General features: G+C 59.3%; 24 protein-coding genes. 13 read left to right on the plus strand and 11 right to left on the minus strand.

What is annotated here, in order from left to right; translation table 11 throughout:
• Window positions 1–36: 36 nt before the first annotated feature.
• Both ABOK31_RS26050 and ABOK31_RS26055 read right to left on the minus strand, forming a co-directional pair.
• Window positions 37–954 (minus strand): ornithine cyclodeaminase family protein, encoded by a 918-nt coding sequence (locus ABOK31_RS26050; protein ID WP_349959622.1) that lies wholly within the window; start codon window positions 952–954, stop codon window positions 37–39.
• Window positions 955–1109: 155 nt separating this feature from the next.
• The gene (locus tag ABOK31_RS26055; protein ID WP_349959623.1) at window positions 1110–2336 is read right to left on the minus strand and encodes an argininosuccinate synthase; all 1227 of its coding nucleotides are present in this window, start codon (window positions 2334–2336) and stop codon (window positions 1110–1112) included.
• A gap of 127 nt (window positions 2337–2463) precedes the next feature.
• Between ABOK31_RS26055 and ABOK31_RS26060 the strand changes: the two genes are divergently transcribed.
• The 4 genes from ABOK31_RS26060 to ABOK31_RS26075 all read left to right on the plus strand — a co-directional run bounded on the left by ABOK31_RS26060 (window position 2464) and on the right by ABOK31_RS26075 (window position 6113).
• Window positions 2464–2934 carry an Lrp/AsnC family transcriptional regulator gene (locus ABOK31_RS26060; protein WP_349959624.1) on the plus strand — a complete coding sequence of 157 codons (471 nt, stop codon included), beginning with the start codon at window positions 2464–2466 and terminating at the stop codon, window positions 2932–2934.
• A gap of 129 nt (window positions 2935–3063) precedes the next feature.
• Window positions 3064–3813, plus strand: a complete 750-nt coding sequence (locus tag ABOK31_RS26065; RefSeq protein WP_349959626.1) for a nucleotidyltransferase domain-containing protein — start codon at window positions 3064–3066, stop codon at window positions 3811–3813.
• A gap of 128 nt (window positions 3814–3941) precedes the next feature.
• Complete coding sequence (locus tag ABOK31_RS26070) at window positions 3942–5033, plus strand: LLM class flavin-dependent oxidoreductase (RefSeq protein WP_349959627.1); 1092 nt, start codon at window positions 3942–3944, stop codon at window positions 5031–5033.
• Window positions 5034–5450: 417 nt separating this feature from the next.
• On the plus strand, window positions 5451–6113 hold the full coding sequence (locus ABOK31_RS26075) for a hypothetical protein (protein ID WP_174173096.1): 663 nt from the start codon (window positions 5451–5453) through the stop codon (window positions 6111–6113).
• 162 nt (window positions 6114–6275) lie between these two features.
• Here the strand turns inward: ABOK31_RS26075 and ABOK31_RS26080 are convergent, their stop codons facing one another.
• From ABOK31_RS26080 to ABOK31_RS26115, 8 genes are all read right to left on the minus strand, one after another.
• Window positions 6276–7115 (minus strand): mechanosensitive ion channel domain-containing protein, encoded by an 840-nt coding sequence (locus ABOK31_RS26080; RefSeq protein ID WP_174173095.1) that lies wholly within the window; start codon window positions 7113–7115, stop codon window positions 6276–6278.
• Between the two features lie 120 nt (window positions 7116–7235).
• Window positions 7236–8705: a sensor domain-containing diguanylate cyclase gene (locus ABOK31_RS26085; RefSeq protein ID WP_349959629.1), complete on the minus strand. Its 1470-nt coding sequence runs from the start codon at window positions 8703–8705 to the stop codon at window positions 7236–7238.
• Window positions 8706–8922: 217 nt separating this feature from the next.
• Window positions 8923–9372: a manganese-binding transcriptional regulator MntR gene (mntR, locus tag ABOK31_RS26090; protein ID WP_349959631.1), complete on the minus strand. Its 450-nt coding sequence runs from the start codon at window positions 9370–9372 to the stop codon at window positions 8923–8925.
• 152 nt (window positions 9373–9524) lie between these two features.
• Window positions 9525–10595, minus strand: a complete 1071-nt coding sequence (locus ABOK31_RS26095; protein ID WP_349959633.1) for an LLM class flavin-dependent oxidoreductase — start codon at window positions 10593–10595, stop codon at window positions 9525–9527.
• Window positions 10596–10682: 87 nt separating this feature from the next.
• Window positions 10683–11537: an ABC transporter permease subunit gene (locus ABOK31_RS26100; protein WP_349959635.1), complete on the minus strand. Its 855-nt coding sequence runs from the start codon at window positions 11535–11537 to the stop codon at window positions 10683–10685.
• Entirely contained in the window at window positions 11534–12322 is a 789-nt protein-coding gene (locus ABOK31_RS26105) for an ABC transporter ATP-binding protein (RefSeq protein ID WP_174173091.1), read from the minus strand. Before ABOK31_RS26105 ends, ABOK31_RS26100 begins: the two co-directional genes overlap by 4 nt.
• Before the next feature lie 55 nt (window positions 12323–12377).
• On the minus strand, window positions 12378–13391 hold the full coding sequence (gene tauA, locus ABOK31_RS26110; protein ID WP_174173090.1) for a taurine ABC transporter substrate-binding protein: 1014 nt from the start codon (window positions 13389–13391) through the stop codon (window positions 12378–12380).
• 268 nt (window positions 13392–13659) lie between these two features.
• Window positions 13660–13851: a hypothetical protein gene (locus ABOK31_RS26115; RefSeq protein ID WP_174172941.1), complete on the minus strand. Its 192-nt coding sequence runs from the start codon at window positions 13849–13851 to the stop codon at window positions 13660–13662.
• A gap of 3 nt (window positions 13852–13854) precedes the next feature.
• Between ABOK31_RS26115 and ABOK31_RS26120 the strand changes: the two genes are divergently transcribed.
• On the plus strand, window positions 13855–14154 hold the full coding sequence (locus tag ABOK31_RS26120) for a hypothetical protein (RefSeq protein ID WP_349959638.1): 300 nt from the start codon (window positions 13855–13857) through the stop codon (window positions 14152–14154).
• Here ABOK31_RS26120 and ABOK31_RS26125 read toward each other — a convergent pair.
• On the minus strand, window positions 14151–14360 hold the full coding sequence (locus ABOK31_RS26125) for a hypothetical protein (protein WP_349959639.1): 210 nt from the start codon (window positions 14358–14360) through the stop codon (window positions 14151–14153). The genes ABOK31_RS26120 and ABOK31_RS26125 overlap by 4 nt on opposite strands.
• A gap of 391 nt (window positions 14361–14751) precedes the next feature.
• Here ABOK31_RS26125 and ABOK31_RS26130 point away from each other — a divergent pair, with 391 nt between their 5' ends.
• The 8 genes from ABOK31_RS26130 to ABOK31_RS26165 all read left to right on the plus strand — a co-directional run bounded on the left by ABOK31_RS26130 (window position 14752) and on the right by ABOK31_RS26165 (window position 23816).
• Window positions 14752–15744 carry an LLM class flavin-dependent oxidoreductase gene (locus ABOK31_RS26130; protein ID WP_349959641.1) on the plus strand — a complete coding sequence of 331 codons (993 nt, stop codon included), beginning with the start codon at window positions 14752–14754 and terminating at the stop codon, window positions 15742–15744.
• A gap of 22 nt (window positions 15745–15766) precedes the next feature.
• Window positions 15767–17116: an LLM class flavin-dependent oxidoreductase gene (locus ABOK31_RS26135; RefSeq protein ID WP_349959642.1), complete on the plus strand. Its 1350-nt coding sequence runs from the start codon at window positions 15767–15769 to the stop codon at window positions 17114–17116.
• 15 nt (window positions 17117–17131) lie between these two features.
• On the plus strand, window positions 17132–18331 hold the full coding sequence (locus ABOK31_RS26140) for a M20 aminoacylase family protein (RefSeq protein ID WP_349959644.1): 1200 nt from the start codon (window positions 17132–17134) through the stop codon (window positions 18329–18331).
• The gene (locus ABOK31_RS26145) at window positions 18328–18888 is read left to right on the plus strand and encodes a GNAT family N-acetyltransferase (RefSeq protein ID WP_349959646.1); all 561 of its coding nucleotides are present in this window, start codon (window positions 18328–18330) and stop codon (window positions 18886–18888) included. The genes ABOK31_RS26140 and ABOK31_RS26145 overlap by 4 nt, the downstream gene beginning before the upstream one ends.
• 40 nt (window positions 18889–18928) lie before the next feature.
• Window positions 18929–20710 carry an amino acid ABC transporter permease/ATP-binding protein gene (locus tag ABOK31_RS26150; protein WP_349959648.1) on the plus strand — a complete coding sequence of 594 codons (1782 nt, stop codon included), beginning with the start codon at window positions 18929–18931 and terminating at the stop codon, window positions 20708–20710.
• Window positions 20711–20802: 92 nt separating this feature from the next.
• Window positions 20803–21747, plus strand: a complete 945-nt coding sequence (locus tag ABOK31_RS26155; RefSeq protein ID WP_174173083.1) for an ABC transporter substrate-binding protein — start codon at window positions 20803–20805, stop codon at window positions 21745–21747.
• 116 nt (window positions 21748–21863) lie between these two features.
• Window positions 21864–22763, plus strand: a complete 900-nt coding sequence (locus ABOK31_RS26160; RefSeq protein ID WP_349961318.1) for an ABC transporter substrate-binding protein — start codon at window positions 21864–21866, stop codon at window positions 22761–22763.
• A 12-nt stretch (window positions 22764–22775) separates the two neighbouring features.
• Window positions 22776–23816, plus strand: coding sequence for an LLM class flavin-dependent oxidoreductase (locus tag ABOK31_RS26165; protein WP_349959650.1), 1041 nt, complete (start codon window positions 22776–22778; stop codon window positions 23814–23816).
• Window positions 23817–23841 lie beyond the last annotated feature (25 nt).

The raw sequence follows: 23841 nt of genomic DNA on the forward strand, positions 1-23841 counted from the left end.
GAATTTCGAGGCACAGCCGCGCGATTCCATGAGATGTCAGATCGCGTCGAATATGGCGGCTGCTACGATGACTTCCGTACCCGCGAGGCCGACCGAACAGAAGAGCGTGATGTCGAGGGGCGACGTTCTGCCGGAGGCATGACCGGCAATTATGGCCGCAAGATCGAGCATTCGCTCTTCGTGCATGGTCCCGGAAAGGAAAAATGGCGATGCATAAGCGCGTGTTTGCTCGGGAGAATCCGTGGCGATGATGCTGGCCATGTCCGCGACATCCAGGCCGAGTTCATGCCCCTTGAGCGTCTTCGGGCCGATCGTATTGATATGGACGCCGGCTCTTAATTCCGAAGCTTCGATCACCGGCATGTCGCTGCTTGTTGCGCATAACACGATATCAGCATCGGCCACGGCTTTTGCGGCGCTCGTGACCGGTTCAACGGCAATGCCGAGTTGTAATTGCATCTCTTCAGCAAAGGCGGCGCAGTTTCTCGAGTTTCGGCTGAAGACCCGGGCGGAGCTTATGTTGCGAACCGCGGCCGCGGCAATGAGCTGCGTTCGTGCCTGCGCGCCACTGCCAACGATGCCGACCGTGCGGGCGGTCGGAGCGCTGAGGTGACGGATGGCCACGCCTCCGATTGCCCCCGTCCTGATCTGGCCGAGCCGTTCGCCCAATATGATGCCCTGCGGCTCCGCAGTGTCAGCACGCCAAACGGCGACGACCTGTGAATGCTGCCCGCCAGCAAAGGTTTCGTAGGCACGAAAGCCGGCAAGCGGTCGCTCGCCATCGATACCGCCGACCGTAAACACGACGTCTCCACGCTTGGGAAAGGAGACGTGATGCCGGGGTGGCGATACCAACTCGCCCGCCGCCTTGGCCCGGAAGGCTGTTTCCAAGGCATTGATTGCTCCACGCATGATATCGACAGGGGATAAATCCTCGTCTTTCAATATCTTCATTGCTAGTCGACCTCCGTGTGTCCGGCCACTCTGCAACCTCAAGCGCACTTTAGGTCAATAGCGGCCGGCAACAGCAGGTCTGAAAACGATAGACGCAGGGTGTCCGTTGGGCATGAATTATGCTGCTGGACCTATCTGCGTCTTCACAGCCGCTCTCATGATACGGCTATTCTGGCGTTTCGCATTGCCCAGCTCTTCAAGCGCAGGCCATTGAGTTTGATGAAGCCCTCGGCGTCGTGGTGATCGTATGCTCCTGAGCTTTCCTCGAAGGTAACGAGATCGGTCGAGTAGAGCGAGGCAGGCGAGATGCGGGCGATCACACTGGCCGAACCCTTGTAGAGCCTCAGCGTTACTTCGCCGCTGACATGCGTTTGACTCCGATCGATCAGTGCCTGCAGCATTTCCCGCTCGGGCGAGTACCAAAATCCGTTATAGATGAGCGCAGCGTAGCGCGGCATCATCTCATCCTTTAAATGTGCCGCGGCGCGGTCGAGCGTGATGGATTCGATCCCGCGATGAGCGGCGAGCAGGATCGTGCCGCCGGGAGTTTCGTAAACGCCGCGCGATTTCATCCCGACGAAGCGGTTTTCGACAAGGTCGATCCTCCCGATCCCATGCCTGCCGCCCAATTCGTTGAGCTTCGTCAGCAGCGCCGCAGGTGCCATTGCTTCGCCATTCAGGAAAACCGCATCGCCCTTTTCAAAGCCGATGATGACGATCTCCGGCTCGTCGGGTGCGTCCAGCGGATCGACGGTGCGTTGATAGATATAGGATGGTGCGACTTCGGCGGGGTCTTCCAGGACCTTACCCTCGGTGGATGTGTGTAGGAGATTTGCATCGGTCGAAAAGGGGGCCTCGCCACGCTTATCCTTCGGCACGGGAATTTGATGCGCTTCGGCGTATTGGATCAGCTGAGTGCGAGATTGGATTGCCCACTCGCGCCATGGCGCGATGATCTTGATCGATGGATCGAGGGCATTGGCCGCCAGTTCGAAACGCACCTGGTCATTGCCCTTGCCCGTGGAGCCGTGGGCAATGGCATCGGCACCCACTTCCCGTGCGATATTGATGAGATGCTTGGCGATGAGCGGACGGGCGATGGAGGAGCCAAGAAGATATTGCCCCTCATATAGCGCGTTTGCCCGAAACATCGGGAAGACGAAATCCCGAACGAATTCCTCGCGGACATCCTCGATGCGAATATCTGTGATGCCCAATTGCTCGGCTTTTCGGCGGGCGGGCTCAAGCTCCTCGCCTTGGCCAAGGTCGGCAGTAAAGGTCACGACTTCGCAGCCGTGGGTTTGCTGCAGCCATTTCAGGATGATGGATGTGTCCAGGCCTCCGGAATAGGCGAGCACGACTTTCTTGAGCTTTTTCGACATCAGCTTTCGTCTCCATGTTGATGCATGAAACGATAGGCCAATCCCTGCGCAATGAGCTTGCAAAGAGTTCAAGGATACGACAGAATTTGGCACATTATACTACTTTATTGATAATCGGAGCTATATTGTGTCGCCGACTTTGGATGAGATCGACCGGCGTATCCTCAAGGTGCTGCAGCGTGATGGACGCATTTCCAATGTGGATCTCGCTAGGGAAGTGGGGTTGTCGCCATCACCCTGTCTTCGCCGCGTGCGATTGCTGGAAGATGCAGGCATTATCGATCGCTACGTTGCCGTTCTGGATCCGGCAAAGGTGGGGGCAGGCCTCACCGTGTTTGCCCGCGTCTGGTTTAAGACACAGGATGCGCAAGTCACCCTGCAATTCGCGGAAGCGGTTAGGCGGTTTCCCGAAGTCATGGAATGTTATCTGACCACTGGCGAGTGCGACGCTATCCTGCGCATCGTCACGGCTGATCTGCACAGCTATTGGCGGTTTCAGGCCGACCATTTGACTCGCATTCCGAGCGTATTGAACGTCAAGACCGATGTGCCGATGGAAACATTGAAGCGAAGCTTCGAGTTACCTCTGGCCTCTTAGTATTGGAGCCAGCCGTCGGCTAATTATGGCGGCAGTGAAGCGTCGTTCAGCTTACGGAGCCGACTTCTATTTGCTCGGACCTCGGCGGGCATATGGGACCAGCAAGACAATCGATGTTTGGAGAGCAAGATGAGCATATTCGAAACGGCAACGCGGGCGACCAGCTCGGTTCTTGCAAGCCGCTTTCCGGGCTATTCCTATGCCTTTGCGTCAGGGTCGATCATACGAGGCGAGGGAAGAAAGGGCTCTGACATCGATCTGGTCGTGGTCTTTGATCGGCTCGAAACCGCTTGGCGCGAAACCTTTATCGAGGGCGACTTTCCATTCGAAGTGTTTGTCCATGACTCCGAGACGCTCAGCTGGTTCTTTGAGAGCGATATTGCGCGCGGCTATCCCGTCATCATTCATATGGTTGCGACAGGCCAGATCCTCGGGCCAGATCTAGACAAGGGACAGGTCTGGAAGGACTATGCCGCCAGCATTCTCCACGCCAGCCCGCCCGAGTTGGTAGGCGAGAAGCTGAATGCTTTGAAATATCAGATCACCGATCTTCTCGATGACCTGCGTGGGGAGCCGGCGGCTCCAGAGGCATGCGCGATTGCCACGCAACTTTATCAGCCTTTGGCCGACCTTATGCTGCTTGGACGAGGAAGATGGTCGGGCAAGGGCAAATGGATTCCCCGCCTGCTTCGAGAGGTGGATCTGAAACTGGCCGATAGCTTCGATGGCGCGTTCAAGCGAGCCTCGGTCGGAGAGGTTGAGGCACTGTGCAACCTGACGCATAGCGAACTGGACCGGCATGGTGGACCGTTTTTCGCAGGTGACAAGCGCATGGCATCGCAACAGGCGAGACGAAAGAGCCTTGTGGAGCTGGGTTGATTGTTGTGTGCCGATCGAAAAATTTTAAGCTTGAAATTCTTCATCGCAACGCTAACACATTCCTGTCGGGTCGCTGCAGATTTTCAGCAGGATAGACGCGAGGTGAACTCAGGGAGGAGGAAGCCGCCATGAAGACGCATCCGCTGAAGGGGCCGAACCGGCTGAAGCTCGGTGTTTTCTCGACCAATGCGGATGGCGGCCTTGCCATTACCGATGTGCCGGAGCGCTGGGCGGCAGGCTGGCAGGATAATCTGACCGCGGCACAAATCGCTGACCGGGCGGGGCTCGAATTCTTTCTGCCGATTGCGCGCTGGCGCGGTTTCGGCGGCAAGAACCGCGTGCGCGAATGGTCGTTCGAGACCTTCACCTGGGCGGCCGCGCTTTCCGCCGCGACCGATCGCATCGGACTGTTCATGACCGTGCATGTGCCGCTCGTCCATCCGCTATATGCCGCCAAGTCGCTCGCAACGGTCGACCATATCAGTCAGGGGCGGGCAGGACTGAACATCGTCTGCGGCTGGAATCCAAAGGAATTCGGCATGTTCGGTGTACCGTTGGTCGAAAAGGGCTACGACCAGGCAGCCGAATGGCTCGAAATCGTCGAGAGGCTCTATGCGTCCGATGAGCCGATCGACTATGTGGGCAGCTACTATAATCTGAAAGAAGCCGTCAGCCGTCCCGCAAGCCTGCAGGCACCACGGCCGGTAACGATGAATGCGGCTTTCGGCGGCCCCGGCCGAGACTTCGCCGCCGCGCATTGCGATTATCTCTTCACCACCTTTACCGAAATCGATGGAGCCGGAAAACACGTGGCCGACATCGCCAGGCGGGCGGAAGGCGCGGGCAGGCAGGTCGGCGTCTACACGGTTTGTCATGTCGTGTGCCGCGAGACCCAGGCCGAGGCGGAGGATTATTATACCCGCTATGCCGTCACCATGGCCGATCACGCCGCTGTCGATCAGCACATGGCTGGCAAGAAGGAGTTCTCGCAATCCCATGATCGTGACGCCTATGACCGCTACCGCCAGCGTTTTGCCGGTGGAGCAGGCAGCTATCCGCTGGTTGGCACGCCGCAGCGCATCGCCGAAGAGATGATCGCCATCGCCGAGCAAGGCTATGCCGGCATCGCCCTGTCCTTCGTCAACTATACGCAGGAACTGCCCTATTTCTGCGATCGGGTGCTTCCGATTCTGAAGAAGGCTGGGCTCCGGGTGGAGTGAACACCGCTTCGATGCTTCGCGGCGGCGCCGCTCGCGGGAATGTGATCATCCCTCGATGGCGACATAGCTGTCCGGCCAAGGTCGGTTTTTCAGGCTACTCGCGGCGATGTCGCTTTCATGCCGCGGCGTCGCAGGTGCGACATGTGTGCAACGCAGCAAAAAACGTGAGGTCAAGGGGTTTACAAGCGTGGCCCCGGATGGGATTCTTTTGGACGAAGGGCGCTGCTTGATTTGAAGCGGCACCATTCCCTTCAACCGGATGCTGTAAATCCTGGCTCCGATGCGCCGCAATTTTGCTGGTGCTTAACCGAACAAAATCAATCCGAAGCCAGAATGCGGCGTTCTTCCGTTTCTGGCTGTTGTCTTGGTGCGCCCCGAACATCTGAGGTCGGGGTATAGGGAAATGCGAGCTTTAACATGGGCTTCAAGTCAAAACGCGTCCTTCGCGGCGTTCTTGGTCTTCTTGCGAGTGTCAGCTTGCCACAGGTTACCAAAGCCAGCGATCTGATGATCTGGTCGCCGGTCAAATTGGCGCCGCGAACATATAAGACGACGCTCGGTTTTCGACTGCCAATGGCTTGGGAAGTCAGTGCAGGCATGGATCTGGGCCTGGGTGGAGCGGCCAGTGGCGCGATCTTGCGCAGCAGCAGCCTGGCAACGCTCTGGGGCACCGCAATCGACGATCACAAGCGTTTTTCGACGGTCTGGCGTCGCGAAGTCGCCTTGAGGGTGGACACTCTCAACAGCACGGGAACGCTTTGCCTCGAGCGCTCGCGGAGCTGGACGGTGTCGGAAAATCTGGACATGCGTACCTCGAGGTCGCTGAACGTCAACTATGCGGGATCGCGGAATGCGGCAAACTCCATTACCGCGACGCAGGCCGTTACGCTTGCTGTTCCCTGGACGGGAACCTCCATATCCGCGATCGGCAATCTGAAGGACGTGGGCAGCGCCTTTTCCAGCACGGTCTCGTTTCAGCAGCCATTGGCGCCGAACCTCAATTTCTCCGCTTCCTTTGCCGACCCGCAGACGCTGACGCCAGCCGGCAATGTGCGCGTGGACTACCGCATCAAATGGTAGATTGCTAAGTTGGCCTTTTGCATATCGAAGCGGGGAACAAATGCTCCTGATGGAAGTTTAGAACGGGCAGGACATCGATCCTGTTCGAGGTGTCATGACCTCGCGAAGCCTGCCGCTGGTTCAACTCCCTGCCGGCGGCAGGCTTAGCGTTCGATCGAGAGTTCAGTCGGCTGCTCCTATCGCTTCCGAAGGCGATTTGATCGTTATGTCGGGCTCGGCAAGCTTGGCCTTCAGCTTCAACACGACATCGTGCCGGACATCCGACCAGGATGAGGTGACCGCCCAATATTCGATGTTGAGCACGGCTTGGTCGACGGCCAATTCGTCGAGAAAAACCTTAGGCGCGGGCACGGTCTTGATGCGCTGATCCGCTTTCAAGATGTCGAGGATTGTTTTGCGGGCGAGATCGATGTCGACCTTTTCACCCAAGGCGACGGACAATTGCTGGCGGCGATCCGGTTCGCGGCTGTGGTTGATGATAGGCGTATTCCAGAGCGTCGAATTCGGCGCCATCAGATAGAGGCCGTCCGCCGTTTTCATCTCCGTGGCAAAGAGCCCTATCTCCTTGATGTAGCCTTTGACATTCGCCGTCTCGATATATTCGCCGACCCGGAATGGCCGCAGGATCAGCAGCATGATGCCGGCGGCGATGTTTTGAAGCGTACCTTGCAGGGCCAGGCCGACCGCCAGGCCGGCAGCACCGAGAGCAGCGATGATGGAGGCTGTTTGAACACCGAATTGACCAAGCACGGTGATGAAGACGAGGATCAGCAAGCTGTAGTGCAGGACGTTCTGGAAGAAACTTGCGAGCGTTTCGTCTATGCCGCGAATGCGCGAGATGACGCGGTAGGCCGAGCGGCTGATAACACCCGCAAGAAGCCAGCCGCCGATCAGGAGAATGATCGCGCCGAGAAGCGAGAAGCCATATTGAACCGCGAGCGCCGAGGCCTGGTCGAGTGCAGTCCGGGTGGCGACGACGATATTGGTCGTTTGATCTTCCATGTCAAAACTCCATCTTTCCCAGAGAGCCAAATGAGAAGTCGCGTTTTTTGTTCCCGACTATCGGGTGCATGAAACTCAACCGTTTCAATGGATTGTGCAGGTCGGTTTCTACGCCGGGCGTCAGGCGCCGTGCTTTGCCTGGTGCGGGCCCATGATGGCAGCCGCGGCGTAATGAGCCTTTTTCTGCTCGTACATGCCGAGATCAGCGCGCTTGATCATGGCTTCCATGGTTTCCCCGGGCAGGCTCGTAGCAACGCCGATGGAGACGCTGAGCGGCGCGCTGGAATAGAACTGATTGTTGATCTTCAGCAGTTCGTTGATCGTCTCGACCATCGCGGTGGCCGTGATTTCATCCGCGCCCGGCATGAGAATGGCAAATTCGTCGCCGCCGATGCGAGCGGCATGGTTCGGCAGGGAGACGACGCTGTTCAGCACCTCGCCCATACGGCGCAACAGCGCGTCGCCGGCGTCATGGCCGCTTTCGTCATTGGCCTCCTTCAGGCCGTTGAGATCGAGAATGATGGCCGATACCGGCCGAAGCGATTTGCGCTCCAGCCTGTTGAGCTCCTCCATGTAGAAGGCGCGGTTGTAAAGCCTGGTCAGCACATCGTGCTTGCCGAGATATTCGAGATAGGCTTCCGCCTTCTTGCGCGCGGTAATATCGGTCAGCGCCACCTGCACCAGCGACCAGTCGTTTTCATAACCGGGAAAGACTGAAAACTGCAGGAGGACGTGGCGCTCCGATCCGTCGAGTGCATAGTTCAGCACTTCGCGCTGATGGAAGAGGCGGCCGTTCCACAATTCCACCAATTGCCCGCGAAAATGCTTCTCCATGTCATCGCGGAACACGTCACCGATCCGCTGATGCAGGGTCTGGCGATCCGGTGCGCAGAAGAGATCGAGTGTTGCCTGATTGACGTCGAGCACGCTGATTTCGCTCATGCATTGCTGAACGAATTCCGGATGCACGTCGAGAAACACCTGAAAGTCGATGATGCCGCGGTGGCGGATCTCATCGAGCAGGATCTTGATGCGGCTGAAATCCTCGACCCACAAGGAGACGGGCGAATGCTCGAACATCCCTTCCGCATAGCGGCGTTGCCGCTCTTCCTGCCGTCTCGCCTCCTCGCGGGCCGTCACGTCTTCTGTCGTCAGCAGCAACCTGCTCCAGGAGGTCTCATGACCTGGCAGGATGACGCCGCGAAGCTGGATGTCGAGCCTCTTGCCGCCGAGCGAGTAGTTGATGGCCGTGCCTGAAAACTCGGTCTTGCCTTCCCAAAGCGTCACAAGCTCATTCACATGGCTTTGCAGCATCTCGTCCCGGAAGACCCGTGAGAGATTTCCGACAAGCGCCTCGAAGGACGGCGCCTCAAAAAGCTCCAGCGTCCTGGCATTGACGGCAAGAAGCTTGATCTTTTGCGAGCAGGCCGCGACGCGCTGCACGTCGGCGAGCAGATAGGAACGCAGGTCCGTTACGCCTTCAGCGCGCCAGAGTTCGAATTGCTCCTTAACGCCGCTGAAATCCTCCAGCCACATGGCGACGGGGGCAAGATCGAAGATGGTGCTGCTGAAGTCCTGGGCGTTCATCATGATTCCCTGCGCCGGCTATAAAAATCAGTATGCGCAATGCAAAGACCGGCAGCTCGCTAAGTTCTGCTTAGCGAGCATTGGTAAACCTTGCGTTGATATCAGGTAGCGGGTCAAGCCGGACAGTCAATGTCCACTTCTTTTCAACTCATTCTTGCCGAAACTGTGCCCTAAATGGCTCTCTAGCCGATCGTTATCGGATTTATCCGATGTGTAGCGGTCATGTCCTCAAAAAACGCTCAAAAGCTTCGAGGGTCTTTTCGCTGACATGGTGTTCGATACCCTCGGCATCATTCCTTGCGGTGTCTGGATCGACGCCGAGACGGCAGAGAACCGCCTCCACGATTTCATGGCGCCGGCGAGTTGCCACGGCAAGGCGCTGGCCTTCGCCGGTCAGAAAGACGCCGCGATAGGGGCGCTGCGTGATCAGGTTTTCCTCCGCGAGCCGCTTGAGCATTTTTGCAACCGTCGGCTGCGTTACTCCCAGTCTTTGGGCAATGTCGGTCTGGCGCGCTTCGCCGGCATGTTCTATCAGATCGGCGATGAGTTCGATGTAGTCTTCCATCAATTCCGTACGTCGGTCGTTGCGGCTTTTCTGGAATGCCTCGGCATGTGTCTCGATCTCGGTTGAAGAAAGACGGCTTTCCGGGGCGGCAGGCAATTTCGTCAAGGCAGCTCAACTCCCTTATGATTAAGAGTCGTGTAATGATGTTTAGCCTCGACTATAAATAATTCCGCGACGTTATGAAACCCCGGCTGCCGATCCCGGCCAGCCGTGAAATCGAAATTCCCGCGTTTCAATTGGCTCGTCGCGCCGCGCCTTCAGGCGCGTAGAAGCGGCAGCAGTTGCTCACCCTGCCGCTTGATTTCCGGGAGATAGGGCGTGTCCGAAAGAACGAAATGCGTGATGCCGAGATCACGGTATTTGCGCAGGGACTTGGCGACATCCTCTGGCGAGCCGACGAGCCAGGTGGTGCCCGCGCCGCCACCGCCAAATTTGCCCGGCGCGGTATAGAGATTGTCGTCGAGCACGTCACCACGGGCGGCAAGATCGAACAGTCGTTTCTGGCCCACGGCGATCGATTGCCGGTGATCGTTCCAGCCGATACCCTTATTCTCAGCCATCTCGGCGACTTTCGCCTCGGCATCGGTCCAGGCCTGCTCCGTCGTGTCGCGCACCAGCGTCGTAATGCGCAGCCCGAACTCCAGCGGCGGCAGATCGCGATCAAGGTCTCTGCTTAGTGCTTTGAGCCGACTGATCCGCTCGGCGATGTCGGCGAGTGGCTCGCCCCAGAAAAGCTGAACATCGGCCTCCGTGGCCGAAACGCGTTCTGCCGCATCCGAAGCGCCGCCGAAATAGAGCCGGGGGTGCAGGCGTTTACCGCGAGGCTCAATGCGTGGCGCTGCCGTGGAGTCGCTGACGCGAAAGTGTTCTCCCTCATAGGTGACGTTCTCTTCGGTCCAGAGCTTGCGGGTGAGCCGCATGAATTCCTTGGTGCGGCCGTAGCGATGGGCCTGATCGCCCTCGCTGTCACCATAGGCGGCAAGATTGTCCTTGCCGGAAACAATGTTGACGCGCACGCGGCCGCCGCTCAGTTGATCGAGCGTAGCCGCGGCGGAGGCGAAGTGCGCCGGGCGCCAGTAGCCGGGGCGGATTGCGATGAGCGGCTCGAAGGTGGTGGTGCGCGCAGCAAGTGCGGCCGCGACGGTGAAGGTGTCGGGTCGGCCCCAGCCGGTACCGATCAATGCGCCCTTCCAGCCGTGATCTTCCAGTGCCCTGGCATGGCTGGTGAGCGTTTCCAGGCTGTTATGGTTCTCGACGGCGGAATCGCCGCGATGACCCGGTTTGACATCATTGGGGATGTACCAAAGAAATTCGCAATTGCTGCTCATGCCTGCGCCTGTAAGTCTTTCTGGATCGAATGACGGATTTCGCGGTGAAGAAGACCGTGAGCCACATCGGCTCACAATCCGTTGCTGTTAAAGCTTGCCCTTCCAGGGAACGAGGACGGCCTCGAGGATACGGACGGCGGTAGAGAAGGCGAAGGCACAGGCCGCAATGATGCCGATGCCGACGAAGACGACGTCGGTGGCAAGGAACTGTGATGCCGACATAATCATAAAGCCGATGCCGCGGGTCGAGGCGATGAGTTCGGCTGCCACCAATGTTCCCCAGCCGATACCGAAGGCGATCCGGATACCGGTAAGGATTTCCGGCAGGGCCGAGGGCAGGACGACCGTGAAGAAAAGCTGCAGCCGGTTTGCACCGAGAGATCGCGCGGCATTGACACGCTCGAGCGGCAGCGAACGGACGCCGGCCTGGGCGGACAGGCAGATCGGCGCGAACATGGCGAGCACGAGCAGCGTGATCTTCGAGGTCTCGCCGATGCCGAGCCATATGATCATCAGCGGCAGGTAGGAAAGGGGCGGCAGCGGCCAATAGAATTCGATCGGCGTATCCAGAATTCCCTTTGCCCATCGGTTGAGGCCCATCAGCAGACCGACGGGAATGCCGACCCCGATCGCGATGGCTGCGGCAACGACGATGCGAAACAGGCTCGATAAAATGTGCTCGGAAAGCGAGGCGCCGGCATAGCCGTCGCGATAGACGACGCCGATCTGCGTCAGCACTTCGTCGGGGCGAGGCAGGAAGAGGTGAGATACCAGGCCGAGCTTGGCAACGAGCCACCATAATGCGAGGCAGGCGATTGCAGTTGCGATGCTGATGGCGATGGTGGATTTGTCGCCAACGCCGAAGCCGGGAACCCGAACCAGCTTCGGTTGCGTTTCCCTTTGAGAAACGGTGACAGAGTGCGTTTCGATGATGTCGCTCATGCCGCGCTCCTGATGTTGTCAGCACTGTGGAGGATGGCGCGAATTTCTTCCCGCAGGCTACTGAACTCAGGCGACGAGACAATCTCCTTTGTATCGCCGTCGGCGGCAAAACGATGGACGAAATCAAGCTCGAAGCGGGCAACGATACGCCCTGGCCTCGGAGACATGACCAGTACTTCGGTGCCAAGGAACAACGCCTCTTCGATCGAGTGCGTAATGAAGAAGATGCGTTTGTCGGTTCTGGCCCAGAGCGAGACCAGCAGTTCCTGCATCTGCTCACGCGTCAGGCTGTCGAGAGCGCCGAATGGTTCGTCCATCAGCAGTATGTCCGGATCCGTAGCCAGCGCCCGGGCAATGCCGACGCGCTGGCGCATGCCGCCCGACAGTTCATAGGGCAAGGCATTGGCAAAATCTGACAGCCCGACGAGCCGCAAAAGCTCGGATGCGCGTTCCCGGCGCTCCCGCTTGCCCAATCCGGCAAATTGCAAACCAAGCGCCACATTATCGATGACGGATTTCCACGGCAGCAGCGAATCCTTCTGGAAGACGACGCCGCGGTCGGCGCCCGGACCGGAAACGGGCCGGCCGTCGAGCGTGATCTTCCCCTCCGATAGCGGCAGGAAACCGGCGATCGCATTGAGCAGGGTCGACTTACCGCAGCCGGATGCACCAAGCGCCACGACGATACCGCGCTCGGGAATGTTGAAGGAAACGCGATCGAGCGCGTGGACGGTTCTGCCGTCACGCGCCGCAAAGAAGACGCTGGCATGGTCGACTTGAAGCATGAGGCCCTCAAGAAATGCGACACCGACGCGACCAGCGCGCCGGCGTCAGGGAGGATCAGTTGCTGGCGCGGTCAAGCGCGTCAGCAGTGACGAATGCGCCGTAATTCGGCAGGACTTCGGAGACTTTTCCCTGGCTCTTCAGGAAAGTCGCGGTGTCCTTTAGGATCTTGGAAGCGCCGGATTGGTCGCCACCGCCGAGCCATGCCGCCGACGCCTGTACATCCGGGGTTAGGAGCGTCAGGTTCTTGAGCGCTGCTGCCTGCTGGTCTGCCGTGCCGCCCAGAAGCTTGGCAAGCGCCTTGGCATTGTCGCTCTCCGGTCCCCAGGCCGCCTTGTCGGCTGCGAACGAGGCGTAGTATTTGTTGATCACCGAGGCGTAAGACTTCAGGAATTGCGGATTGTCTGCTGCGAATTTCGAGGTTGCGACCCAGGCGGAAAATGTCGGGGCGCCCTTGTCGGCGACATCCTTCGATGTCACCAGCACCTTGCCGTTCTTCTTCAGCTCGGTCAGCGCCGGGTCCCAGACGAAGCCGCCGTCGATATCGCCGCGATTGTAGCTTGCGACGATTTCCGGCTGCGGGACGGCGAAGACCTGCACGTCCTTTTCGCTCAGGCCAAGGGATTTGATGAGGGCGAGCAATTGATAATGGTCGGTAGAGACCGGTGCTGCCGCGAGCTTCTTGCCCTTCAGATCGGCGAGCGTGTTGATGCCGGAGCCATTGCGCACCACGAGAGCTTCATCAACGCCCGAAATGGACGAGAGGTAGAAGGCCTTCACCTCTAGCCCGCGCGACGCGGCAGCGGCAAACGGGCTTGAGCCGACATAGCCGATCTGGACGTCGCCGGATGCGATAGCCGCGAAGATCTCGGCTCCCGAATTGAATTTACGGAAGTCGATCTCATAGCCGGTATCCTTGGCGAATTCGCCGTTGGCGATCGCGACTGAGGAGGGCAGGGCATCGGTCTGATAGGCGACGACGACCTTCTTGTCGGCTGCGGCCGCGCCGATCGTCATCGAAATGCTGGCGACGCCTAAGACGGCCGCAGCGATCAGTGTGTTGAATTTCATAACTAGTCCCCTTGGCCGGATCAGATTTTCCGGCGGTTCCCTGAATGCAATGCGCAGAGCCTAGCGAAATCGGGGGTACGATCGATAGAAATAGCAAACTATTTTTATAGATTATAATAGGAATTGTTTGTCTGAATTGACAGAGACAACGGCGCTGACGCCTTTCCGCGAACGAAACGGACGTGCCGCCAATCGAAACTACGCAGGCCCCGAATACCGATGAGGACTGGTCTTTCCTACAAGGGCAAAGCGAAGAGCCACGCCCAGGCTAACTGGTGCTTTCGCGCTCGTTGAGATCGATCTGGCCCTTTTCGGCCAGGATCGGCAGGGCGATATTATGCTGTGCCTCGTTCATTTCCTGCGCCGTGACAAGCGCCCGTCCCCGTTCGAGAGCGGCTGCATCGCATCGAATGTCCTGGCGTACCGCGAGCAGTGGCATCAGAGCCGCTTGGTGGAGCATGTCATGCCATCGTCGCCGGCCTATCAAGAAACGCTGCGAACCATGACGCGCTATTTTGCCGAGAAAGGCGCGACCACGGCGGATGCCCAGGCGCAGGCGGCGGCCTGGATAGGGCAGCAGGTGCAAACCCAGGCGAGCTTCCTCGCCTATATCGATGTATTCCATGTGCTGATGCTGATCGTGCTCTGCGCCATTCCGCTTGCGCTGATCCTAAGCAATGTCGATCTCAAGGAGGGCGGGGCAGCGGTATGCATTGAGCGCCACAAGATCGATCCTCCCGCATGTAGACGGCAGACTGATTAGGTCATCCGCCGCAACAGCGCGATCAGCGCGTCGGTATTGTCATGGGTTTCAAGCGAGAGCAAATGCTTGTCCGCAAGCTCGGCAATCGCCAAGGCAACTTCACGCTCCGCCCATCCAGCCAAGGTCGCAGCACTCAGCAACTCGCGAAAAGCGGCTTGTAGTGCGTCCTGGCAGCGGACGTCCCGGTCGGGATCATCATCGGTCACGAATGGTCGTGCGATATCGGGCATGACTGAAAGGTGAACTGATTTGCGGTTTTTGGCAATCTATTGCGTTCGATCGCTGTCGATTGCGCCTTTTCTTTGCGTAGTCGGAGGTGTCGCAGCCGTCAAACGATCGGTGGTCTGCATCTTAGCTACATGACACCGCGCTCTCCTTTTACCAAGCATAGTCTCAACGGGTGCATCGATCATGTCATCGCAGCCTGCAGGAGGGGATGTCCTTCGATGCCGTTACGCTGGTTCTCTTGGCCACTGCCGATTTTTTCCGCATCAGACGGAAGAAAAAGAAAGCTGTTTCTTAAATAACTTAAAATCTATGTTTTTTATAGACTATGGCGTCGTGATCGGCATCGGGCGCAAACATGGATGAAACGGCATGACCTACCTTCTTAGCCTTCTTGACAAGAGCCCGATCGAACAGGGGCTCAGCGCCACTGACGCCCTCGGCGCCACGACACGTTTGGCCATCAGGGCCGAGGAGCTCGGCTATCATCGCTTCTGGGTCGCCGAGCACCACAACATGGCGAACCTCGCAAGTTCGGCGCCGGAAGTTCTGATCGCTTATCTTCTGGCCAGGACCTCGAAAATCCGCCTCGGCTCGGGCGGCGTCATGCTGCAGCACTACAGCGCCTATAAGGTCGCCGAAGCCTTCAATCTGCTAGCCTCGCTGGCACCCGGCCGTGTCGATCTCGGCGTCGGCAAGGCGCCGGGCGGATTTCCGCTCTCGACCCGCGCGCTACAGCTTTCCTTCGATCCCGAGAAGAAGCCCGATTTCGCGGATCAGCTTTCTGACATCAACACCTATCTCGCGGCCGATCCTCATTCCGACGGTGCCCTGGCGACGCCTTTTCCGCCGCGCTCGCCGGAGCGCTTCCTCCTTGGCGCCAGCGTCGAAAGCGCAAAGCTTGCAGCGGAAAAGGGTTGGAGGCTGGTCTTTGCCGGGCATCTGAACGGCGATCCGGAAAATCTGCAAAAGACGTTTGAAGCCTATGGGAATGCAACAGGCGGCAAGGTGCCGATCCTGGCGCTCGCAGCCTTCGCCGCTGAAAGCGAGGCTTATGCGCGCGAGCGCGTCGGCCAGCTGCGCATCGTCAAACTCTTCCTGCCCAATGGCCAGAGCGTTAACGTCGGCACCCAGGAACAGGCAGCGGAATTCGCGCGTCAGGCGGGCTTTTCGGATTTCCGGACCGAGGAGAAGGTGCCGGGCGTGCTGCATGGCACAGCGGCGCAGATCCGCGACGAACTCGACACGCTCCATCGTCGCTACGGCGTCGAGGAATTCGTGCTCGACACGCCGGCCCTGACCGCAGCCGAACGGCTCAACTCCATCGAATTGCTCGCCAAAGAGCGCCTTTCCCTCGTTGCCTGAGCGCTATCCCAGGAGGATCATCATGGTTCAAAAACACGTCACCTTCGGTATCATGCTGCAAGGCCCCGGCGGCCACATGAATGCCTGGAAACACCCGAGCGTACCGGCCGATGCCAGTACCAATCTCAACTTCTTCGTCAAGACGGCGCGCAAGGCCGAAGAGGCCGGTATTGCCTTCGCTTTCGTCGCGGACGGACTCTATATCAACGAGCAATCGATCCCGCATTTCCTCAATCGCTTTGAGCCGTTGACCATTCTTTCGGCGCTTGCTGCCTTTACGACGAAGCTCGGCCTGGTGGGTACGGTTTCGACCTCCTATAGCGATCCATTCACCATCGCACGGCAGTTTGCCTCGCTTGATCTTATCAGCGGCGGCCGCGCCGGCTGGAATGCGGTGACGTCGCCGCTCGAAGGCTCCGGCCGCAACTACAGCCGCGAACATCCGGAACACGAGCTGCGCTACGAGATTGCCGACGAATATCTGGACGCCATCAAGGGCCTATGGGATTCCTGGGACGACGATGCCTTCGTGCGTGACCGCGAGGCCGGCGTTTATGCGGACAAATCCAAGCTGCATCGCCTGGACCACAAGGGCCGGTTCTTCCGCATCGAGGGACCCCTCAATATTGGCCGTTCCAAGCAAGGCCAGCCGGTGGTGTTCCAGGCCGGTGCCTCCGATTCCGGCATCCGGCTCGCGGGCAAGCACGCCGATGCCGTTTTCACCAATGGCGGGCCGCTCGAAGATGCCAAGACCTTCTACAAGCAGGTGAAGCAGAGCGCGATTGCGCATGGCCGCAGTGCCGCCGATATCGGCATCTTCCCCGGTATCGGCCCGATCGTCGGCGCGACGCAGGAGGAGGCGGAGGCCAAATATCAGGCGATCCGCGGTCTCGTCACCATCGAGGAGGCGCTCGCCTATCTCGGCCGTTTCTTCGATCATCACGATTTCAGCGCCTATCCGCTGGATGAACAGTTTCCCGATCTCGGCGACATCGGTCGCAATAATTTCCGCGCCACGACCGACCGCATCAAGAAGACCGCACGTGAGAAGGGACTGACTTTACGTGAAGTCGCGCTCGATGCAGCCACGCCGCGCACCTCCTTCATCGGCACGGCCGGGCACATTGCCGACGAAATCATCCGCTGGGTGGATGAAGAGGGCGCGGACGGCTTCATCCTCGGCTTCCCGGTCATCGGCGAAGGCTTTAACGATTTCTCCAGGCATGTCCTGCCGATCTTGACGGAGCGCGGCTATTTCGATCCGGCGCTGAAAGGCGAGACGCTGCGCGATCACCTTGGCCTGCCGTTCCGCGAAAGCCGCCATGCAGCGGAGGCCGAAGGCATCGAGCCCGCACGGGCCGTCGGCGCCTGAGCCAGGACGATCACCATGAACGCCATCATCAAGACCCCTTCAGCCGCAGATCAAATCGAGGCAGGGATCGCCGCCTATCTCGATGAGATCATCGCGCTCAGGCACGATCTGCACCAATATCCCGAACTCGCCTTTCAAGAGCATCGCACCGCCAAGAAGGTGGCCTCGCTGCTTGCGGAATGGGGCTATGAAGTCGCAACAGGTATCGCCGGTACCGGCGTAGTCGCAACCCTGAGGCGGGGCAATGGCAACCGCAGTATCGGCATCCGCGCCGACATGGATGCCTTGCCGATCGAGGAGGCGACCGGGCTCGAGTATCAGAGTGCCAATCCCGGCGTCATGCATGCCTGCGGACACGACGGACATACATCGATCCTGCTGGCGGCTGCCCGTTATCTTGCCGAAAGCGGCAATTTCAGCGGCACCCTGCGGCTGATATTCCAGCCGGCCGAAGAGATTGGCGCAGGTGCGCGCAAGATGTTGTCGGAGGGACTTTTCGATCGCTTCCCGGTCGATGCGGTCTTCGGCCTGCACAATTGGCCCGGCGTGCCGACGGGGCAGTTGGGGTTCGTTGCCGGCCCGGCGATGGCTTCCGTCGACAAGGCGGTCATCAAGATCGTCGGAAAGGGCGGGCATGGTGCCGAGCCGCATCGTGCGGTCGATCCGGTGCTGGCCTCGGCCTCATTCATCACGGCCCTGCAAAGCGTTGTCTCGCGCAATATCGATCCTCAGGAGATGGCGGTCGCAACGGTTGGTTCCATTCATGCCGGTTCGGCGTCCAACGTCATCCCGGAAAGCGTGGAGATGAAGCTGACCATGCGGGCCTACAATGAGGCCGTCCGTACCAGGCTGCAGGAACGAATTCCTGCTTTGGCGCGGGCGCAGGCGGAAAGTTTCGGTGCTGCGGCCGAAGTCGACTACCGTCTCGGTTTTCCCGCACTCTTCAATCATGCCGAAGAAACCGAATTCGCCCGCAATGTCGCCTTGCAGGCGCTTGGGCCCTCTGCCGTCGAGGCGGATTTCCGGCCGCGGACGGCGAGCGAAGACTTTGCCTTCCTGCTGCAGGCCAAGCCCGGAAGCTATCTCTTCGTCGGCAATGGCGACAGCGCGCCGCTGCACAGCGCCCGCTACGATTTCAACGACGCCATCATAGCGCCCGCAGCCCGCTACTGGGTGCGGCTCGCCGAAGCTTTCCTTGCGAACGACAACGGGTGACGAACGACATGAGCGACACGTTTCTTTACACGACCACGCTGGACCCGCGCGCCAAGCCGTTGATCGACGAGCTGATCTATGAATACGACAGCCGCTACGGCAGCTATTTCAGTACCGAGGGGGCTGCGGCCGAACTCAATCGCTATCCGCCGGAAGCCTTTGCGCCGCCGCATGGCAACTTCCTGCTCCTGTTGCGTAATGGCGAGGCGATCGGCGGCGGCGCGTTCAAGCACTACGACGATCGGACAGCCGAGTTCAAACGCATCTGGACACGGCATGACCTGCGCCGGCAGGGACTGGCGCGTGCGGTCCTCGTCGAACTGGAGGCGCAAGCAGTGCGGCAAGGCTATCGGCGCATCTATCTGACGACGGGCTTTCGCCAACCGGAAGCCGTCGGTCTTTATCTCAATAATGGCTACACGGCGCTCTTCGATACTTCGGTCGATCCGGAAGTCCATAAAATCCTGCCTTTCGAGAAGGATGTCAGTCATCTGGCTTTGCGCGATGTCGTTGACGTCTCGGGCTCCCGGCAACGTCTGGTCGCCGCCGGCAGGTAATGGCGAGCCGGAGCAACGACAATCATAAGGGGTAAGCATCATGGCGCTAACGACAGATTTCGCGGGTATCGATCCGGGCACGACAACTACCGAGGCCAAGACTGACTATTCACGCTATCGCATCGTGCCGGCGAGGCACCCCGGACGCGCGGCCGGCACGATCTTTGCCGCGCTCGTCATAGCGATCGTCCTCTACTCCACCTTCACCAATCCGCGTTGGGGCTGGGGTGTCTTTGCCGAATGGTTCTTTGCGGAGCCGGTGCTTGTGGGACTTGGCAGGACGTTGCTTCTGACAGCGCTTGCAGCGGTGTCAGGCTCCATCCTCGGAACGGCATTGGCGCTGGCGCGCGTATCGAAGTCACCGCTGCTTGCCAGTCTCTCCTGGGGTTACATCTGGCTGCTGCGTTCGATCCCAATGATCGTGTTGCTGCTGGTTCTCAACAATCTCGGCTATCTCTATGAAACTATTAGTATCGGTGTTCCCTTTACGAATAAAGTGCTGTTCGATTACCCGACCACGCAGCTCCTGACGCCGTTCGCGGCGGCCTTTCTCGGCCTGACGCTGAACCAGTCCGCTTTCTTTGCCGAAATCGTGCGCGGCGGCATTTTGTCGGTCGATCAAGGTCAGCTGGAAGCGGCCGCATCCCTCGGCCTGTCTCGCCGCCGCCAGGCGTTCCGCATCGTTCTGCCGCAGGCGATGCGCTCCATCCTTCCCACGGGCTTCAACGAGATCATCGGCCTCGCCAAAAGCACGTCCATGGTCTACGTGCTGGCCCTGCCGGAGCTTTTCTATACGGTACAGGTCATCTATCGCCGCAATCTGGAAGTCATTCCGCTGCTGATGGTGGCAACCGTCTGGTATCTCGTCATCATGACCGTGCTGTCGATCGCCCAGCATTATATCGAGCGCTATTTCTCCAAGGGCGCGGTGCGCAATCCGACGCCGTTGCCATTTCAGGCATTCTTCCGCCGCTTCCATCGGCCGCTGCCCGCTACGGCAGACGGTAGATCGGACACCGGAGCACTCGCCGCTTTTCGCAGCGTGACAGATCTTCGTGCCAAGGGCGGAGCGGTGCGTATCCATGGCATTTCGAAGAGCTTCGGCGCGCTGAAGGTTCTCGACGATATCGAGCTCAACCTGCCTGCCGGCAGCGTCACGGCCATCATCGGCCCATCGGGCTCTGGGAAATCGACCCTGCTGCGCGCCATCAATCATCTCGAGCGTGTCGATAGCGGCTTCATCTCCGTGGACGGCGAACTCGTCGGCTACACGCAAAGGGGCGAGGTGCTCTATGAGCTCAAGGAAAAGGACATTCTGAAGCGCCGGACCGATATCGGTATGGTCTTTCAGAACTTTAACTTGTTCCCACACCTCACTGTTTTGGAAAACATTATCGAGGCGCCTATACAGGTGCGGGGATTAGGCCGGGACGAAGCTATCGTCTTCGCCAGGGAATTGCTCGCCCGTGTCGGTCTCAGCGACAAGATTGATGCCTATCCCCGTCAGCTTTCCGGCGGCCAGCAGCAGCGCGTCGCCATCGCTCGCGCCCTGGCGCTGCGACCGAAAGTCCTTCTCTTCGACGAGCCGACCTCAGCACTCGATCCTGAACTTGTCGGCGAAGTGCTCGATGTGATCAAGGAACTTGCCCGAACCGGCACGACGCTCGTCATCGTCACCCACGAGATCGGCTTTGCGCGTGAGGTCGCCGATAGCATCGTCTTCATGGAGGGCGGCCACGTTATCGAAGCAGGCTCACCAACACAGATCCTCAATGATGCGAGACATCCGCGAACGCGCGCTTTCCTCGCAAAGGTTCTCTAGCAGTCGCAGGCATGCATTCGACGCTCTGAGGCAGCAGGCGTTCGGACCATCATAACAACATAAACAACCTATAATTGAAATGGAGAAGGGAAATGACATTCATTGAGAGAGCAAAGTATCTTGTTGCCGGCGTTCTGACGGCGGTAGCGATCAGTTGGACACCGACGAACGCGGCCGAGAAGTTCAACCTGAGCCCGGATACGTCCAATCGCGTCAGGGCGGAAAAGGATGAGGCGGCGATCAAGGCGATCGCACCGGGCTTCAAATTCGTCAATCCCGGCAAGTTCACCGTGGCCATCAATCCATGGGACCCGCCGATTGCGACTTATGCGACCGATGCGAAGACCGTCGTGGGCGCCGATCCCGATATCGCGCAGTTGCTTGCCGACTCCCTCGGCCTGCAGCTCGAGCTGGTTCCGGTCGCCTGGGAAGACTGGCCGCTCGGCGTCTCCTCCGGCAAATATGACGCCGTCATCTCCAACGTGACAGTCACGGAAGAGCGCAAGTTGAAATTCGATTTCTCCACCTATCGCAGGGACGTGCTCGGCTTCTACGTGAAGGCCGACAGCAAGATCACCTCGATCAAGGAGCCCAAGGATGTCGCTGGTCTCAAGGTGATCACGGGCGCCGGCACCAACCAGGAGAAGATCATTCTCGAATGGGACCGGCAGAACGTGGCGGCCGGTTTGAAGCCGATCGACATACAGTATTACGACGATCGTGCCGCCGCTGATCTCGCGCTGCAGTCCGGTCGCGCCGACGTCGAATTCAATCCGAATGCGACGCAAGCCTATAAGGCCGCCATCAACGGCACCAGGAAGCTTGTCGGCACCGTCTCCGGCGGCTGGCCACTGACGGCCGAAATCGCCGTCACGACGAAGAAGGGTGCTGGCCTTGCCGACGCCCTCACGCTCGCCATCAATGATCGTATCAAGGACGGCAAGTATGGCGAAGTGCTGAAGCACTGGAGCCTGACTGCCGAAGGGGTCGATCAATCCAAGACCAACCCACCGGGCCTGCCAAAGAGCGGTTCGTAAAGTTGGTCGAGCGGACCGGTGCCGGTGGGGCCCGCGCCGGTCCGCTCCCGTCCATCTCAAATGGAGATACAGTTTCCGTGACGATCCCTACTATTTTCAGAACTACGCTTGCCGCCATGGTGGCGATTGCCTTGACAGGCTTTGCTCCGGCAATGGCAGCTGAAGACTTCGACCTGAGCCCGGAACAGCCCGGACGCATCCGCGCTGCGAAAGACGAAGCGGCGATCGTCGCTATTCCAAAGGATTTCAAGTTCGTCACGCCCGGCACGTTCACCGTGGCGGTTGCGCCAGGCGGTCCGCCGCTTGCGACCTATGCGACGGATGCCAGGACTGTCGTGGGCGCCGATCCGGATTATGCCTATGCCGTCGCCGATGCGCTCGGTTTGAAGCTCGAGCTTGTCCCGGTCGCGTGGATCGATTGGCCGCTAGGACTGACTTCGGGCAAATATGATGCCGTCATCTCCAATGTCGGTGTCACCGAACAGCGCAAGGAAAAGTTCGATTTCTCCACCTATCGTCAGGGCCTGCACGGCTTCTTCGTCAAAAGCGGCAGCAAGATCACCGGTATCAAGGAGCCGAAGGATGCGGCCGGTCTGCGCATCATCGTCGGCGCCGGCACCAATCAGGAGCGCATCCTGCTGAAATGGAGCGACGAGGATGTCGAAGCCGGCCTGAAGCCCATCGAACTACAATATTATGACGACGATGCGGCAAGTCTCCTGGCTCTCCAGTCCAATCGCGCCGATGTCATCGTGCAGCCGCACGCCCAGCTCGTCTACATCGCCGCTCGCGACAAGAACATCAAGCGCGTGGGTACGTTGAGCGCCGGTTGGCCAGATCGCTCGGATGTCGCTATCACCACGCGCAAGGGCAGTGGCTTGGCAACTGCACTGACCCTCGCAACGAACGGACTGATCAAGGATGGCACCTACGCCAAGATCCTCGACCATTGGCATCTTGCAGAAGAAGCCTTGCCGAAATCGGAAACCAATCCGCCGGGCCTGCCGAAGTTTTGAGGAGATAGCCGCATGAGCCGTAACGACGCATCGATCAGCCATATCGGCTTTCTCACCCCCGGAAACTATCCGGATGAGGATCCGCTAGCCGGCCTGGAGCAGACCCTGCAATTGCTCGAATACGGGGAAGGGAGAGGGTTCAACAGCGCCTGGGTTCGCCAACGGCATTTGGAACCCGGCATTTCCTCGGCGAGTGCTTTTCTCGCCGCCGCGACACAGCGGACGCGCAAAATCGAGCTAGGCACCGCCGTCATACCCATCGGCTACGAAAGCCCGTATCGGCTCGCCGAGGATTTGGCGACGGTGGATGTACTGTCGCGCGGACGTTTGAATATCGGTCTGAGCGCCGGCCGGCCGCTGCATGCGGATCTGATCGGGCCGCTTGCTTTCGATGGCGATTGGGAGAGCCACGACTTTTCCCATCAGAGGGTGCTGCGCTTCGCCGACAATCTGAGGGGCGCCTATCTCGGCAATCAGGATACGGTCATCAAGACGCCCTTCGGTCCGCAGCGTCCGCGGCTTCAGCCTTATGCGAAAGGCTTGATCGATCGCATTTGGTATGGGGGCGGTTCGCTGCGGTCTGCCGAATGGGCCGGCCACAACGGCTTCAATCTGCTGATCGGCAATGTCACCACGGGCGAGCAGACAGACGATTTCTTCGTTGCGCAGCAGCGGCAGCTTGAAACCTATCGCGCTTCCGGCGGCGACACGAGGCGGGTGGCGCTTGGCCGGGTCATTGTGCCCTTCGACAGCGCGGATGCGATCACTCGTAAGCGTTATACCGACTATGCCGCCGGCCGCTATGAGCGGACGCTTTCACCCCAAGGCGAACGGCGAACTCTCTTCGCCCGCGATATCGTCGGTTCGTCGGATGAGATATTGGAGCGCCTGCGCAAAGATCCGATCCTGCCGCATGTCAGCGAATTCCGGCTGGAGCTGCCCTACGAGTTTCATGATGAGGAATATCGCCAGATCATCCATGACTTCGTGACATCGATCGCCCCGGAGCTTGGTTGGAAAGAGACCACGCTTCTGCGCCGATCGGCATCCTGAGGGCTGCGGCCGTCCCGCATCCGCA

The organism is Rhizobium sp. ZPR4 (assembly GCF_040215725.1).
GTDB classification, from domain to species: Bacteria; Pseudomonadota; Alphaproteobacteria; order Rhizobiales; family Rhizobiaceae; genus Rhizobium; species Rhizobium rhizogenes_D.